Here is a 14,666-nt window from a genome sequence, read left to right as displayed (position 1 = left end):
CGGACAACCATTAACAGGGGAGCCCCGACCACGACGGTCGGGGCTCCCCCCATTTAACAACCCGGTTCGAGCCGCCGGTAAAGTAGGTGGTCATGGAAAATCTCTTCAGCCATCCCGCGTCCGAACCCGAGCCCTCCGAGCAGTCCGGCAATGAGCTTGAGCCCCTGGTGGTGACCGTGGTGGTCCCATCGAACGTATCGCATGCTTTCCAAGGCTTCACTGACCACCCCCACCTGTGGTGGCCCATGGAGGAGGAGAGCGTCTTTGGGCTCGGTTCCCATGTGGAGTTCGAGGAGAACCTGATCCTGGAGACAGCCGAGGACGGCCGCACCTCTGTCTGGGGCACCATTGACGACTGGCAGCCTCCCCTCTCCTTCCATGCCAGCTGGTATCCGGCGAGCACACCCTTGTGGTCCACGGAGATCCGTGTTGCGTTCCGTGCCGTTGATGACGGGACAGAGGTCCGTCTGGTCCACGACGGTTGGGAAGGCGCCGAGGACCCTGCGGCTTCACGGGCTTCCTATGCTGAGGGTTGGCCTCGCGTGCTGCAGCGCTACGTGAGATTCATGGGCGGAGCCGTTGCCTAGGGTCCGCCGGCTCCACGCCGATGACTGGTTGTTGCTGAAGAACATTCGCTTGGAGATGCTTGCTGACACCCCCATGGCTTACGTCGAAAACCTGGATGCGGCACGTCGGCAGACGGATACCCAATGGCAGCAACGAGCGGCCACAATGTGCGGGGATGGCAACGTCACGCTGGTTGCGGATGGGGGCAAAGACGATCACAGACTTTACGGGCTGATGAGGGTGGTGTTGAAGCACCCGCAGGATCCTGGGTTGGCGCCGGTCGCTATGCTCATTAGCGTTTACGTGGCCCCTGAGCATCGCGGCTTGGGATTGGCTGATGAGCTTTTGAATGCGGCGTGCAGGGTCGCAGGGGAGTCCTTGGGGGCCGATCGTCTTGAACTGGGAGTCCATGAGGACAATGCCCGGGCTCAAGCGTTCTACAGCCGCCATGGATTCGAGTTGACGGGTGCCAGCCGGCCCTATCCGCAGGATCCGGCCAAGCTGGAGCTCGTGATGGAACGGCTGCTGTAGACGGCGGGACAAAGGGCTAGTACAGCTAGTTCGCGTCGGCCGGTGGAACAGCGGTGCTGGTGCGCACAACGAGCCTGGTGGGGTGCTGCGTGTCCGCTGCGACGAGAGGGGTGCCGTTGGTGATCGCCCCAAGGAGGGTACGGACTGCAAGTGCCCCTTGACCCTTGGCATCCTGGTCGATGGTAGTCAGTCCCAGGACGTTCCCAAGGTCGTGTCCGTCGATGCCCATGACCGAGATGTCATCCGGGACGCGCAACCCGAAGTCGCGCGCAGCCAGGATGGTGCCGATCGCCATTTCGTCAGATGCTGCGAAGACGGCGGTTGGCCGTTCCGGCGCGCCGGCAAGCAACTGCCGGGCGGCCGCATAGGCGCCTTCTATGGTGAAGTCCGCAGAAACGATCCATTCGGGCCTGACCGGACATCCGGCGTCGTTCATTGCTTTTTCGAAACCGGTGCGGCGGGTTCCGGGCAGATGGAAGTCCTGATCGTAGGCTTCATGACCGGTGATGTGGGCGATCCTGGTGTGCCCCAAGCCTAGAAGGTGGTTGGTGGCCTGGCGCGCAATGGCCGTGTCGTCGATCCTGATGGAGGAGGCTCCAGGCAATGGCCCGCCGATGCCAACGATCGGGCGGTGCACGGCATGCAGTTGCCGGAGTTCGTTCTCGCTCAGTTCCAAGGAGACCGCAATGACCGCGTCCACACGCTTGCGCAGAAGGAAATCGTTGAAGACACTCTGCCGGTGGGCCGCATTCTCGCCGATGTTGTAGAGCGTGAGGTCGTAGCCCGCCTCCAACAGGGCTGCTGATGCGCCCTCCACCACCGCTGAAAAGAACCAGCGATGGACGGAGGGCACCACCAGGCCAACGTTGTGGGTCCGGCCGGACGCCAGGCTGGACGCGGGATAGGACAAAACGAAACCCAGCTCGCAGGCGGCGGCCCGGGCACGTTCGCGGCTGGCAGGGGATACGCTGCCTTTACCGCTCAGGGCCCGGGAAACTGTTGCCACGGACAAACCTGCGCGCTCGGCAACGTCCTTGATACCGGTCATCCCGCTCCTTGAAAAAGATTTAGCTGACTTTGAGCCAGACTGTCTCTCCCGAGCTTATTTGATCAGCAGCCTGTGGTTCCGCGCCTACATGCCGGGAGCTGCGCAGGATCAGCTCTCCGGGCGGCATCGGCATGGGCTGGTGTGCCGTATTCATGACCACCAGGATGTTTCCGTTGAGGTACGCGAGTGACGAGCCGCTGCAGTAATCCTCCACCCAGGCCAAAGATCCTTCACCGAGTCGGAGTGAGGCCCTTTCGGCCAGTAATGCACGGTACAGGTTAAGGTGCGACGCCGGATCGGACTCCTGCTTGTCCCTCGCCAGTGTGGGCCAGGACTCGGGCTGGGGCAGCCAAGGATCCTTGCCGTCCCCGAAGCCGGCGTTGGCGTCCGCCGCTCGCCACGGCAGCGGCACACGGCAGCCGTCGCGGCCGATGCGGGCCCCGCCTGTCCGGCTGAACGTGGGGTCCTGCCGAAGCGCGGCGGGGATGGTGGTGGAATCGGGGAGGCCCAGCTCCTCACCCTGGTAAAGGTAGGCGCCGCCCGGAAGGCCGAGCATGAACATGGTGGCCGCGGCAGCCCGCCGTCGTCCGAGTTCCTCGTTGGGCTGTACGTCGTCAGGCCCTATGCCATCACCATCGCGGGGGCCGGGTCCGTCGTAGCCGAACCGGGAAACGTGCCGGACAACATCGTGGTTGGAGAGAACCCAAGTACTCGGGGCCCCGACAGCATCCAGCGAGACCAGGGAGTCAGTGATGGTGTGGCGAAGGCGGTAGACGTCCAAGCCGGCATGCAGGTACGGGAAGTTGAAGGCTTGGTGCATCTCGTCGGGGCGGACCCACAGCGCCAGCCGCGGAAGCGGGTCCACATTGGCTTCGGCGCAGAGGATGCGGTCCGGCCCGTATTCCTCCAGGATGGAGCGCCAGCGCCGGTAGATGTCGTGCAGTGCGGGCTGGCCGAACATGGGAGCATCCTGGCCCGGGAAGCCGCCCGAGCTGTTGCCATCAGCGCGGCCGCCCCAGTTGGGAAGGCCTGGGGCTTTGACCAAGGCGTGGGCAACATCAACACGGAAGCCGGAAATACCGCGGTCCAGCCAAAAACGGAGCACGCGTTCAAACTCTGCGTGGACCGCAGGGTTGTCCCAGTTGAAGTCCGGCTGCGAGGAGTCGAAAAGATGCAGGAACCACTGTCCTGGCCGCCCGTCCGCTTCGATGATGCGGGTCCAGGCCGAGCCGCCAAAATGCGACTGCCAGTTGTTGGGCGGCTCGTTGCCGTCGGGACCAAGCCCGTCCCTGAAGATGAACATGTTGCGCTCGGGGCTATGAGGTCCGGCCTGGAGTGCCGCCTGGAACGCTACGTGCTGGTCGGAGCAATGGTTGGGAACCAGGTCCGCAATGACGCGCAGGTTCAGCCTGTTGGCTTCGGCAATCAGTGCGTCAAAGTCCGTCAGGGTGCCAAACAGCGGGTCGACGTCGCAGTAGTCGCTCACGTCGTAACCCGCGTCCCTCTGGGGCGAACGGTAGAACGGCGACAGCCACACGGCGTCCACTCCCAAAGCTGCAAGCTTCCCCAGTTCTTCCGTGATGCCAGCCAGGTCTCCTACACCGTCACCGTTGAGGTCGCGGAAGGACCGCGGATAAATCTGGTAGATGACGGCGGAACGCCACCAACCGTGGGCGTCGGAGGCGTCGTGGACTGGGGTTATCTGCGTGAATGCAGCAGTGGGCTCGTAGGCCTCAACTGAGAGCAATGAATCAACGGACATGGACACATCGTAGGAGACAGCCCGGAATATTGAAAGCGCTTCCACTTTCATGAACGCGCCACCCGCAGCAAAGTGAAGTGGGGCGGATTTTCGCAGGAGTAAGTTCGGGGCACAGTCTGGAAACGCTTACAGACGCCATCGAGGGAGGCCCGGCGGATTTAGCCCGGCTGTGCCAAAACGGTCAAGGGTCCGCTGGCTAGACTATGAGCACGGAAACACTGCGAAGACTGCCGGGTTGGCGTGTCCGCGGTGCTCGTGTGAAGGGAACACCTTGTCTGACGAAATGGCCATGGCCGGTACACCACAGAAACGCACACACGGCCAAGGCGAAGCAGCCCAGCCATCACCAGCGCAGCGGGCTTTCCTGCGCGACCTTGCAGAAGGCCTGGGCGCCGGCAATCTAGCCCAGGACGTTGAAACCCTCAGCACCTACTCAGCCGACCAGGGTCCCCTCCTGGAACGGCACCTGCCTCTTACCGTCGTTTGGGCTGAGTCCGTGGCGGACGTGCAACACGTCGTCCGCACCTGCGCCGCACACCGGGTTCCGATCGTCGCCCGAGGCGCCGGAACGGGTGTCTCCGGGGGTGCGCACGCCACCGAAGGGTGCATCGTCCTGAGCCTCGAACGGATGAACCGCATCCTGGACCTGAACCCCGACGACGAGACCGCCGTCGTCGAACCCGGCGTCATCAATGCCGACCTGAACGCCGCCGCCGCCGAACACGGGCTGATGTACGCGCCGGACCCCGCCAGCTACAAAATGTCTACCATCGGTGGCAACGTGGCCACGAACGCGGGCGGGCTGCGCTGCGCCAAATACGGTGTAACGCGTGATTCCGTGTTGGCACTGGATGTCGTCATGGCTGACGGCTCCCTGATGCACACCGGCCACCAGACCTTCAAGGGCGTCGCGGGCTACGACCTGACCGCCCTGCTGGTGGGCTCCGAAGGAACACTGGGAATCGTGGTGGGCGTGACAGTACGACTGAAATACCTGCCGCGCGAAATCCACACCATCGCCGCCTTCTACCAGGACTTCCGCAGCGCCGCCGCGGGCGTCCTCGCTGTAGGCCGGGCACGGGTCCAGCCAGCGATCATGGAACTTCTGGACAACGGCACGCTGGTGCAACTGGACGAACTGCACGGGGGAGACCTCCAGAAACGCGGCAAATCCCTGCTGCTCATCCAGACCGACGGTTTCGGTGCTGCTGCGGAGGCCGACGTCGTACGGCAGGTCCTCGCCGAGGGCGGCGCCACCGTTACCACCGAAGCCAGCGCCGAAGCCGAAATGCTGGTGGAACTGCGACGCAACAGCCGCGGCGTCGAGGTGGACGACGAATTCCGGGTAGGCGAAGACATTGCCGTCCCACGATCGCGGCTGGTGGACTTCGTAGCCGCCCTTGAAGCGATGGCCGAGCGGTTCCAGGTCCGGCTCAAGGTAGTGGCCCACGCCGGCGACGGTAACCTGCACCCCACCTTCTGGATGGACCGGGTGGACCCGGCCACCGACGCCGACGCCCTGCAACGCCTCAACGCAGCCTTGGACGAGTCGATCCGGGTGGGGCTCCAGATGGTGGAACCATCACGGGTGAGCACGGCGTAGGGCAATACAAGCTGCGCTGGCTGGGACTTGAGCAGCCGGAGCCCGTGCGGGAGCTGCAGCGCCGGATCAAGGAGCTGTTCGATCCGCAGGGGATCCTGAACCCGGGGAAGGCTATCTAGGTCCGACATCTGGGTGGGCCGGGCCCGAAGGGCCGGAACGCTCTGCGCGCTCGGTCGTTCCTCCCTTAGACGCGCGCTGCCGCGTTCCGGCCCTTCGGGCCCCTTGGGGGCGCCGTTGGATGCACGCCCCGCCCTTGGTATTCCAAAGTATGACTATCCCATCCCCTGGCTGCATCAATTACACACATTTACAATTCTTGGGTTCTGCCCATACTCTTATTTGGTATACCAAGGGCGTTATGAGGAGAATTGCGTGCGTGAAAACCGGGTGGGTGGGGCGGGGCTGGGTTCGAGGGCGACGACGGGCCTGATCTTGCTCGCACTTGTGATGGTGTCCATCAATCTTCGGCCGGCTATTACTACGGTGGCCGGGGTGATGAATCAGGTGCACGGGGTTTATGGACTCGATCCTTCGCTGCTTCCGCTCTTGGGAACGTTGCCGGTGCTGGCCTTCGGGATTTCGGGACCCATTGGGCCGTGGCTGGCTCGCCGACTGGGAATCGGACGGGCCGTAGCCGTGGCACTACTGGCGTTGGCTGCAGCGCTGATCCTCCGTGCGACCGTGCCAGCCCTCTTGCTCCCGGGCACTTTCCTGGCAGGCATGGCCATCATGAGCGCCAGCGTGTTGGTTCCGCAGATCGTCAAAGCCAACAGGGGAACGGGGTGGTGGACTGGCCTCTGCACCATGGGATTTGGACTAGGTGCAGCACTTGGGGCCGGGCTGGTCCAGCCACTGGAGCAGGCCTTCGGCGGAAGCCTGCCGTCGGCACTTGCCGCCTGGGCCGTGCCGGCCCTGCTGGCGGCCTTCCTGATCCACCGCTCCGGGGGACGCACGACGTCGACACCCCCGTCGCCCGGAACGGCCGGCCAGGTGCCTGGTTCGGCCAGCCCAGTACCTGGCTCAGCCAACCCACTCAGGAAGCAGCGCACAGCATGGGCGGTCACGGCGTTCTTCGGTTTGCAGGCCATGCTCTACTTCGCCATCACCTCATGGCTGGCTGTGTACCTGATATCCCGGGGGCTCTCGCCTTCGGAAGCTGCGGCATTGCTGGCATGGTTCAGCCTCGCTGGATTGCCGGCCAGCCTCCTTGCACCCGTCCTGGCGGGCCGGCCCAGGATACTGCGGGTCATGGCACCCGGACTTGGAATATCCGTGGCCCTCGCACTCGTGGGAGTGCTGGTTGCACCCGTGGGGCTGCAGTTCGTCATGGTCGGCATACTCGGGGTTGTGCAAAGCGCCGGTTTTGGCCTGGCCATGGCACTGGTGGTGATCCGCTCGGCGGGGCCGCAATCAGCGGGTCGGCTCTCGGCCATGAGTCAAGGGTTCGGCTTTGCGCTTGCTTCGCTGGGCCCCTTGGGCGCCGGATTGCTTCACACCATGACGGGCGGTTGGGAAGTGACGTTCTGGGCGCTCGCGGCTGAGGCGCTGGTGCTGGCCGGGGCAGGCTTCCTTGCCATTCGTGGGCCCCTGGTGAGCGTCGGACTGGCCGAGGTGCCCCCGCAACCCGCGTCGAAAGCTGGATCTCTTCGCTGAGGCGCTGTCCGACGCCGGTGGAACCACCTAGCGCTGAAGACAGCCTTTCCGGTGGCAGGCTGGGCCTTTCGGGGGGTCACTCTGCGGCGTATCCTCGGCGATATGACGACCTCAGCATCAGGGACGAATCAGCCAGCCACCCCCGCTACGGAAATCCTTGAAACCAACGAGTGTTGGGAGCTCTTGCGCGGCGTATCAGTTGGCAGGCTGGCTGTGTGGGTGGACGACCACCCCGATATTTTCCCCGTGAATTACAAAGTGGACCACGGAACCCTGGTCTTCAGGACCGGCGAAGGAACCAAGCTCCACGCGGCCCTTGGCGACACCCCGGTGGCCATCGAGGCCGACGGGGTCAACGCCGAAACCGGCGTGGCGTGGAGCGTCGTGGTCAGGGGCCAGGCGTCCGCGGTGAAGCTGACCCAGGACGTGCTGGACACGATCGGGCTCCTGCTGTTTCCGTGGGAAGCCGGCCAGAAGGACCAGTTCATCCGCATCACACCCAGCAAAGTCACAGGCCGTCGCTTCACAGTCACTCCGGCTGTGACGTGGTGGACGCCGCTGGATGACGCGCCAACTGCGCGAAGCGAGTAGCCGTTAACAACGAAACCCGCCCTGGTTCGGCACTCCTCACGCTCAACGGTGAGGAGAACCAACCAGAGCGGGTTTCGTAGCGGCTAGACCAGTTCCAACTGGTCAGCCACCACACGGCCTGCATGGATCACGGTACGGTCCTTGCCGCGGTCCATCACCGTGGAGGCCACCGTTTCGCCGTCCACCAGGAGCAGTTCGGCAGGATCGCCAACTTCGACGCCGGGACGGTGAGCCGTGTCCTTGAGCCGGGTAGCGCTGGGGTCAAGGATGCTTGCGCCGCCGATGGTGGCAATGGCCAGGCAGTGCTCGATCAGCTCGTCCTTGCGGAAACCGTGCGTGAACGCCAGCTGCCATGTACGGTCCAGCATGTCCGTGTTGCCGTAAGGGGACCAGTAATCGCGTTGGCCGTCTTCGCCCAGGCCCAAACGGACGCCAGCTTCGGTGAGAAGCGGGATGGGCAATTGTCCTGCGGCAGCGGGAGCCACCGAGGCCAAGGAGACGTCCAGCTCCGCGAAGGCGTCAATGAGCCGGCGGGTAGTGGCCTCGTTGACGCTGCCCAGTTGGTATGCGTGGGACATGGTCACTTTGCCTTGCATGCCCAGGGCCCGGGTGCGCTCGAGTACCAGGTCCGTGCTGAACACGCCCAGCTCGCCGGGCTCGTGGAGATGGATATCGATGGGCACCTGATACTTCTCGGCCAGGCCGAACACGATGTCCAGATGCTTGGCCGGATCCCGGTCCAGAGTACAGGGATCGATGCCGCCCATGACGTCGGCACCGGCCTTCAGTGCTTCCTCCATGAGTTCCACTGTGCCTTCTTCCAACAACAACCCGGCCTGGGGGAAAGCGATGATGTCCACGGATGCCTGACCCGCAAACTTCTCCTTGGCCGCTGCCACCGCCTCGAATCGTTCGAGCCTGCAGTCCACATCCACCTGCGCGTATGAGCGCACGCGGGTGGTGCCGCGCGCGATCATCCGGCCCAGGGTGTCGTTGACGCGGTCCTGCAGGGGGACCTCGGCGTTGCGCCAGTTGAGGCGGTCGTTCATCATCATGGTCCACACGCCCGGACCGCCGGTGTGCTCGCGGAACGGCAAGCCTATCCGGGTCGAATCGAGGTGCACATGGACATCGGAAAAGGACGGGAGGAGTAGCCGTCCCCGGCCCTCCACCACTGTGACGCCTTCCGGAACTGCGCGGGCAGGGTCGTGAGGTTCGACGGCGGTGATCTGGCCGCCCATTGGGCCCGAAACAATGCTGACGTCGCTGAGCTCATGCCCCCACGGGCGAACGGCGCGGATCAGGGTGTTCAATGTTTACTCCTTTGGTAGTGAATCTATTGCACACCGGACAGCACCGTGGCAGCCATACCTGCGTGGTGGCAGGCGGGTGCGTCCGGTGTGGCTGGTGTGGGAATCTGGTTGCCGACCAGCGGACAACGGGTGCGGAAGACGCAGCCGCTGGGTGGATTGGCCGGCGAAGGAAGGTCGCCGCGAAGGCGGATCTTCACCTGTTCACGGGCGGCACGCGGATCCGGCAATGGCACAGCTGACAACAGGGCCTTGGTGTAAGGGTGCAAGGGGTTGCTGAACAAGGCGTCGCGGACAGGGACATCCTTCTCCTTGGGAGACATCCGTGACGGCGTCCACGACGATCCACTCCGGACGCTTGTCCTGAACGGAACAGCCCGCCAGGCTGTGCTGTCCGTGGTGGCCGGCCGAACCATCATGGCTGACGGTGTGATCGACGGGGTGGACCTGGACTATTGGCGCCTGAAGGGCCAGGAATTGTTCGACAAGATGCGCCAGGCCTACAGCGTTCGGGACACCCTGAACCGCCCGGCCAATGAGCTGTTTCCTCCCGTGTATGCTCGGTTGGAACGCTGACCGGCGCCGTCCGGCACACGAGGCGTGCAAGGGTGTGAAGGAAGGTTTGACAGTGGCTGAGGCGATGCCGGAAACCGGAACTGGCCGCGACGACGAGGCCCGCGCCGAGAACGTCTATCAACTGGTGCTCGAAGGCATAGTCACAGGCACGTATGCCCAGGGCATGCGTTTACGAGAACGCGAACTCTCCGAGGTCTACAACGTCTCGCGTATTCCGGTGCGTGAAGCCATCCAACGCCTGGAACAGGACGGTTTTGTCCAGACGTTCCCGCGCCGCGGTGCCGTGGTCCGGCAGCTGACCCTCACCGACGTCAACGAACTGTTCGACATCCGGCTGTGCCTGGAAACGTTCGCCGCCCGGATGGCTGCCACCCGGGTGGCAGAAGGTGCTGACGGCGGCCGGTTGGAGGAGCTGATGCAGGCCTCCACGGCGGCCATCGATGAGGACCGGAGCGAAGACGTCGCCGTGATCAGTGCCGAGCTCCACGCCGAAATCGTCCGTTTGTCCGGAAACCGCCTGCTGATCGAGTCCGTGAAGCCGCTATTCGGCCGGATGCGGTGGATTTTCGGGCTGGCGCACAACCGAAGCAATGAACTCCAACGCGACGAACACACCGAGCTCTGCAACGCCATCTTGAAAGGCCGGCCGGACCTGGCCTACTCCCTGGCGTACTCGCACATCGAGCTGGGCCGCGAACCGGTCCTGTCCGGGCTCGCCGAGACGTTGGAGCCCTGAAGCTCCACTAGTCGTCGGCGTCCGGGTACTCGTCTTCATCCTCGTCGTCGTAGCGGCCGGATTCCTCCACTTCGACCTCAAGGATCTTCAACAACTCAGTGTCCGGATTCAGCATGATGGCGGCTTCGTCACGGCGGTGCTGCAGCACGGTGTCCAGGTAGGACTGCACAGTCTCCGCCAACGGGACGTACCTGTCCTGCTTCTGGCTCATGTACCAGCGGTGCTCCAGGACCTCATGGACCACCTCTGCCGGCTCCAGCTTCCCGGCCAGGTGGCGCGGAATGGAACGCACGATCGGCTCGAAGATCTGGCTCACCCAAATATGGGCGCTGATTTCCTCATCCAGTTCCGGGTTGTTGTCGGCACGGAACTGGTCCATGTCGTTCAACAGCCTGCGGGCTTGGTTCTCCTGGGCGTCCAGGCCCGTGAGACGGAGCAACCGCCGCTGGTGGTGGCCGGCGTCGACCACTTTGGGTTGGAGCTGGATGGTGGAGCCGTCCGCCGTGGTCTTGATGGCGTATTCCTCGACGTCGAAGCCCAGCTCGTTGAGGCGGCGGATGCGCGCACCCACGCGCCAACGCTCGCCGAGCTCAAAGGATTCCTTCTCCGTGAGCTCGGTCCAGAGCCGGCGGTAGCTGTCCATGATCAGCTCGCTGGTGGCTACCGGGTCGACCTTTTCCTCGATCAGCCCACCGTCCAACAGGTCCATCAGTTCACCGGCAATGTTCACCCGGGCTATTTCGAGGTCATATTCACGCTGGCCCATGGAAAGGTCCGGGTAGAGTTCACCCGTTTCTGCGTCCACCAGGTAAGCGGCGAAAGCGCCGGCGTCGCGGCGGAACAGCGTGTTGGACAGTGACACGTCACCCCAATAGAAACCCACCAGGTGCAGGCGCACCAGCAACAGCGCCTGCGCGTCAATGAGGCGGGTCAGCGTGTCCTTCCGCAGCATCTGGGAGAACAACGCGCGGTAGGGCATGGAGAATTTCAGGTGCCGGGTGACCAGTACGGGGTTCAGCGGACGCCCATCCGCGGTGGTGCGGCCGGTGATGACGGCCACGGGTTCCACGCAGGGAACGTCCAGCCGGGCCAGCTTACGGAGCATGTGGTACTCGTGGCGGGCGACGTGTTCTGAGGTTTCCTTGATGGCAATGACCGATCCGCCAAGGTGGGCAAAACGGACGATGTGCCGGGAAATACCGCGGGGCAGGGCGGCGAGGTTCTCGGCTGGCCAGTCCTCCAGGGCGATGTGCCACGGCAGGTCCAGCAGCTCGGGATCGGCTGCCGCAGCAGTGATGTTCAGCGAACCGATCACGCTGGCCGGCGGTGCGGTGTCCTGCGCGCTGGCTGCCTCAGTCCTGGGGAGCTTGCCGATCTGCCCGTAGTCGGTGGGTTCGTCGTGCCACTGGGCTCCGTTTTGCTCGCTCATGCCTCAATTGTTCCGTACTTGGGGTCGCCGGCGGTCATCGCGCCTGAAAAGGGGTACTCCGGCTTCGCCGACCATTCGACGTCGGGCGCTTCCTGGAAGACGACGCCTTGCCGCGTGAGCCGCTCACCCAAGGCGCCGAGCCGACGTCGGAAGTCACCGGCGTTGCGGACTTCCTGGCCGGACCAGGCCACTTCCGCCAGTGAGACCGCCCGTGGGTACAGGAGCCATTGGGCCTGTTTGTTGTTCCGTACCGTCTCAGACCACAGGGGGCCTTCGACGCCGAGGATCTGTTCGTCGTGCAGGCCGCTCTGGGCCGGGTCCCAGTTGTAATACTCGGACCAGGTGAAGGGGCCGCCTTCCACCCACGACAAACCAACAGGACTTTCCGGATCATATTTCTGGTCCAGGTAGGTGTTCGCTGCGGGGGACATGATGACCGGTGTTCCGCTGTTATGGGCCTGTCGCACGGTGGCCTCCAGATCGCCGTGCCAGTACTGGATCACCGCATCTTCCGGAAGCTCGACGGCGGCAAACTCGTTCCAACCCACCACGGCCTTGCCCGTCGCGGCGGCTATCCGGACAAACTGCTGCACCATGGCGACGTAGTCGTCGTGTGCTGTGACGTGGGCTTCGTCTCCGCCGATGTGCAGGTACGGGCCTACTGTGATGTCGGCGAGCTGTCCGAGGACTTCGCGGGCGAACTCGTACGTGGCCGGTAGGTCCGCGCTCATGGTTGACCAGCCAACCTCGGCCGTGGTGCTCATGGGTTTGGCCTCGCCGTCCGGGCTGAGCTGCGGGATGGCGGCGAGGGCGGCGTTGACGTGCCCGGGGAGGTCGATTTCCGGCACCACCAGGACATTGCGGCTGGCGGCGTACGCCTGGATGTCCCGGAAATCCTGCTGCGTGTAGAAGCCCGAGTTGCCGCGCGCGGGCACGGCAGTGGGGACCTCGACGGCGCCCGTGCCGCCCAGCCGGGTGAGGTTCGCGTAGTCCAGCCCGGACGGATTCTCCTTGGGCTCCAGAATTTCGATGCGCCACGCCTGGTCATCGGTTAGGTGCAGGTGCAGTGCATTCAGCTTGAACTGGGTCATGACATCGATCTGCTCCTTCACCTCCTCCACAGTGAAGAAGTTGCGGGCAACATCCAGCATGAGGCCACGGTAGGCGAAACGCGGCGCGTCAACGATTTCGACGGCGGGAATCACCCAGACGCCATCGGCGCCCGACTCCGTACCCTCGATGGATGCGGGGAAAAGCTGCCGCAGTGTCTGCACTCCGTTGAACAGGCCGGCATCAGTGGAGGACGAAAGCCGGATGGCATCGCTGGTGACAGTGAGCGAGTACGCTTCCGGGCCGCCGTCGAACATGTCCACCAGCTCGAGGACGATGTCACCGGGGCGGGCGTCCTCCGTTATGGGCAGCTCGAAACCGGTGCCGCGACGCAGGAGCGAGGCAAGCTGCTCAGCGACGGGCACGGCAGGATCACTGGCCACGATCCGGGCTTTGGGGGAGAGCGTGAAGGCAGGGCTGTCCAGGTGTTCGACGTGCGAGGGGCGGGGGATCAGGGTATCTGTCGTGTTCATGCCGTTCTTCCTGGGAGAAAGGTTAACGCGAGAGCGGCCCGACCGTGAGGGGTCGGGCCGCTATCACAATGCGGAACGTACAGACGCGTCAGCGCCGGTGGGGACTTAGTCGCCCAGGCGGAGGCCGGTCTTGGTGTCGAACAGGTGCACGTGGCCGGACTGCGGACGGACGAAGATGGACTCGCCCTTCATCGGGGGACGGCGGCCGTCGACGCGGGCAACGATGTCGTGGCTCTTGCCATCAAGGATGGTGTGGCCGTAGACGTAAGCGTCGGCGCCGAGTTCTTCAACAACGTCGACCTCAACCTGGAGGCCTTCGCCGTTGCCAACCGTCTCGAGGTCTTCCGGACGCGAGCCAACGGTAACCGTCTGGCCGTGTGCTTCCTGGAGGACATCGCGCGGCACGGGGTAAACCGTTCCGCCGAACTGAACGCCGCCGTCAACAACGGGCAGTTCCAGAAGGTTCATGGCCGGGGAGCCGATGAAGCCTGCTACGAAGACGTTCTGCGGGCGGTCGTACAGGTTGCGCGGGGTGTCAACCTGCTGCAGCAGTCCGTCCTTCAGCACAGCCACGCGGTCACCCATGGTCATGGCCTCGACTTGGTCGTGCGTCACGTAAACCGTGGTGACGCCCAAGCGGCGCGTCAGGGATGCGATCTGCGTACGGGTCTGAACGCGGAGCTTGGCATCAAGGTTGGAAAGCGGCTCATCCATGAGGAAGACCTGGGGGTTACGGACGATTGCGCGGCCCATGGCAACACGCTGGCGCTGACCACCGGAGAGTGCCTTCGGCTTGCGGTCCAGGTACTGCTCGAGGTCGAGGAGCTTGGCGGCTTCGCGGACACGCTCTGCGCGCTCTTCCTTGGAAACGCCAGCGATCTTCAGGGCGAAGCCCATGTTGTCCGCAACGGTCATGTGCGGGTAGAGGGCGTAGTTCTGGAAGACCATTGCGATGTCGCGGTCCTTCGGCGGAACGTCCGTGACGTCGCGGTCGCCAATGAGGATGCGGCCTGCGTTGACGTCCTCAAGGCCTGCGAGCATGCGCAGCGAGGTGGACTTACCGCAACCGGAGGGTCCAACGAGGACCAGGAATTCGCCATCGGCGATGTCGATGTTGAGCTTATCGACGGCGGGCTTATCTGTGCCCGGGTACAGACGCGTAGCGTTATCAAAAGTAACTGTAGCCACAGTTATCAATCCCTTCACCGGCAGGTACGTGCCGGACGATCCGTTGTGAATGGTTCATTTTCTTCAGTTGAACTCCCCGGCCATTGGCC

Annotated in this window: 13 protein-coding genes and 1 pseudogene; 7 read left to right on the top strand and 7 right to left on the bottom strand. The window is 64.0% G+C overall.

The window, feature by feature from the left end; all coding sequences use genetic code 11:
- Window positions 1–92 precede the first annotated feature (92 nt).
- Window positions 93–587 carry an SRPBCC domain-containing protein gene (locus NEK97_RS06195; RefSeq protein WP_257369012.1) on the top strand — a complete coding sequence of 165 codons (495 nt, stop codon included), beginning with the start codon at window positions 93–95 and terminating at the stop codon, window positions 585–587.
- The gene (locus NEK97_RS06190) at window positions 580–1,098 is read left to right on the top strand and encodes an N-acetyltransferase (protein ID WP_257369011.1); all 519 of its coding nucleotides are present in this window, start codon (window positions 580–582) and stop codon (window positions 1,096–1,098) included. The genes NEK97_RS06195 and NEK97_RS06190 overlap by 8 nt, the downstream gene beginning before the upstream one ends.
- 25 nt (window positions 1,099–1,123) lie before the next feature.
- Here the strand turns inward: NEK97_RS06190 and NEK97_RS06185 are convergent, their stop codons facing one another.
- Both NEK97_RS06185 and NEK97_RS06180 read right to left on the bottom strand, forming a co-directional pair.
- Window positions 1,124–2,146 carry a LacI family DNA-binding transcriptional regulator gene (locus NEK97_RS06185; protein ID WP_257369010.1) on the bottom strand — a complete coding sequence of 341 codons (1,023 nt, stop codon included), beginning with the start codon at window positions 2,144–2,146 and terminating at the stop codon, window positions 1,124–1,126.
- Between the two features lie 19 nt (window positions 2,147–2,165).
- Window positions 2,166–3,908, bottom strand: coding sequence for a glycoside hydrolase family 13 protein (locus NEK97_RS06180; protein ID WP_257369009.1), 1,743 nt, complete (start codon window positions 3,906–3,908; stop codon window positions 2,166–2,168).
- A gap of 289 nt (window positions 3,909–4,197) precedes the next feature.
- Between NEK97_RS06180 and NEK97_RS06175 the strand changes: the two are divergent.
- The 3 genes and pseudogenes from NEK97_RS06175 (at window position 4,198) to NEK97_RS06165 (ending at window position 7,755) form a co-directional block, all read left to right on the top strand.
- Window positions 4,198–5,630 (top strand): annotated as a pseudogene (locus NEK97_RS06175) (FAD-binding oxidoreductase).
- Between the two features lie 253 nt (window positions 5,631–5,883).
- Window positions 5,884–7,164 carry an MFS transporter gene (locus NEK97_RS06170; protein ID WP_257369008.1) on the top strand — a complete coding sequence of 427 codons (1,281 nt, stop codon included), beginning with the start codon at window positions 5,884–5,886 and terminating at the stop codon, window positions 7,162–7,164.
- Between the two features lie 102 nt (window positions 7,165–7,266).
- Window positions 7,267–7,755, top strand: coding sequence for a pyridoxamine 5'-phosphate oxidase family protein (locus NEK97_RS06165; protein WP_257369007.1), 489 nt, complete (start codon window positions 7,267–7,269; stop codon window positions 7,753–7,755).
- Between the two features lie 83 nt (window positions 7,756–7,838).
- Here NEK97_RS06165 and NEK97_RS06160 read toward each other — a convergent pair whose 3' ends face one another.
- Window positions 7,839–9,068 (bottom strand): amidohydrolase family protein, encoded by a 1,230-nt coding sequence (locus tag NEK97_RS06160; RefSeq protein ID WP_257369006.1) that lies wholly within the window; start codon window positions 9,066–9,068, stop codon window positions 7,839–7,841.
- Window positions 9,069–9,091: 23 nt separating this feature from the next.
- The gene (locus tag NEK97_RS19825) at window positions 9,092–9,388 is read right to left on the bottom strand and encodes an oligopeptide/dipeptide ABC transporter ATP-binding protein (protein WP_374111513.1); all 297 of its coding nucleotides are present in this window, start codon (window positions 9,386–9,388) and stop codon (window positions 9,092–9,094) included.
- Between NEK97_RS19825 and NEK97_RS06150 the strand changes: the two genes are divergently transcribed.
- Both NEK97_RS06150 and NEK97_RS06145 read left to right on the top strand, forming a co-directional pair.
- The gene (locus NEK97_RS06150; RefSeq protein WP_257369005.1) at window positions 9,378–9,641 is read left to right on the top strand and encodes a hypothetical protein; all 264 of its coding nucleotides are present in this window, start codon (window positions 9,378–9,380) and stop codon (window positions 9,639–9,641) included. The two genes, NEK97_RS19825 and NEK97_RS06150, sit on opposite strands and share 11 nt — an antisense overlap.
- 52 nt (window positions 9,642–9,693) lie before the next feature.
- Window positions 9,694–10,377, top strand: a complete 684-nt coding sequence (locus NEK97_RS06145; protein ID WP_257369004.1) for a GntR family transcriptional regulator — start codon at window positions 9,694–9,696, stop codon at window positions 10,375–10,377.
- Window positions 10,378–10,384: 7 nt separating this feature from the next.
- Here NEK97_RS06145 and NEK97_RS06140 read toward each other — a convergent pair whose 3' ends face one another.
- From NEK97_RS06140 to NEK97_RS06130, 3 genes are all read right to left on the bottom strand, one after another.
- A complete protein-coding gene (locus NEK97_RS06140; RefSeq protein ID WP_257369003.1) occupies window positions 10,385–11,806 on the bottom strand; it encodes a DUF4032 domain-containing protein in 1,422 nt (473 codons plus the stop codon).
- Complete coding sequence (locus NEK97_RS06135; protein ID WP_257369002.1) at window positions 11,803–13,389, bottom strand: beta-N-acetylhexosaminidase; 1,587 nt, start codon at window positions 13,387–13,389, stop codon at window positions 11,803–11,805. The genes NEK97_RS06140 and NEK97_RS06135 overlap by 4 nt, the downstream gene beginning before the upstream one ends.
- Before the next feature lie 105 nt (window positions 13,390–13,494).
- Complete coding sequence (locus NEK97_RS06130; protein WP_142936539.1) at window positions 13,495–14,577, bottom strand: ABC transporter ATP-binding protein; 1,083 nt, start codon at window positions 14,575–14,577, stop codon at window positions 13,495–13,497.
- Window positions 14,578–14,666: the final 89 nt, after the last annotated feature.

The sequence above is a fragment of the Paenarthrobacter sp. UW852 genome (genome assembly GCF_024608385.1).
In the GTDB taxonomy this organism is placed as follows: Bacteria; Actinomycetota; Actinomycetes; order Actinomycetales; family Micrococcaceae; genus Arthrobacter.
Note: the sequence above shows the minus strand (reverse complement) of the source record. Positions and strands in the feature narration are given on the sequence as shown.

Bases quoted from the DNA above. Each gene is read 5' to 3' on its own strand.
- NEK97_RS06195 (WP_257369012.1), top strand. From the start codon at position 93: ATGGAAAATCTCTTCAGCCATCCCGCGTCCGAACCCGAGCCCTCCGAG.
- NEK97_RS06185 (WP_257369010.1), bottom strand. From the start codon at position 2,146: ATGACCGGTATCAAGGACGTTGCCGAGCGCGCAGGTTTGTCCGTGGCA.
- NEK97_RS06180 (WP_257369009.1), bottom strand. From the start codon at position 3,908: ATGTCCGTTGATTCATTGCTCTCAGTTGAGGCCTACGAGCCCACTGCT.
- NEK97_RS06165 (WP_257369007.1), top strand. From the start codon at position 7,267: ATGACGACCTCAGCATCAGGGACGAATCAGCCAGCCACCCCCGCTACG.
- NEK97_RS19825 (WP_374111513.1), bottom strand. From the start codon at position 9,388: ATGTCTCCCAAGGAGAAGGATGTCCCTGTCCGCGACGCCTTGTTCAGC.
- NEK97_RS06140 (WP_257369003.1), bottom strand. From the start codon at position 11,806: ATGAGCGAGCAAAACGGAGCCCAGTGGCACGACGAACCCACCGACTAC.
- NEK97_RS06135 (WP_257369002.1), bottom strand. From the start codon at position 13,389: ATGAACACGACAGATACCCTGATCCCCCGCCCCTCGCACGTCGAACAC.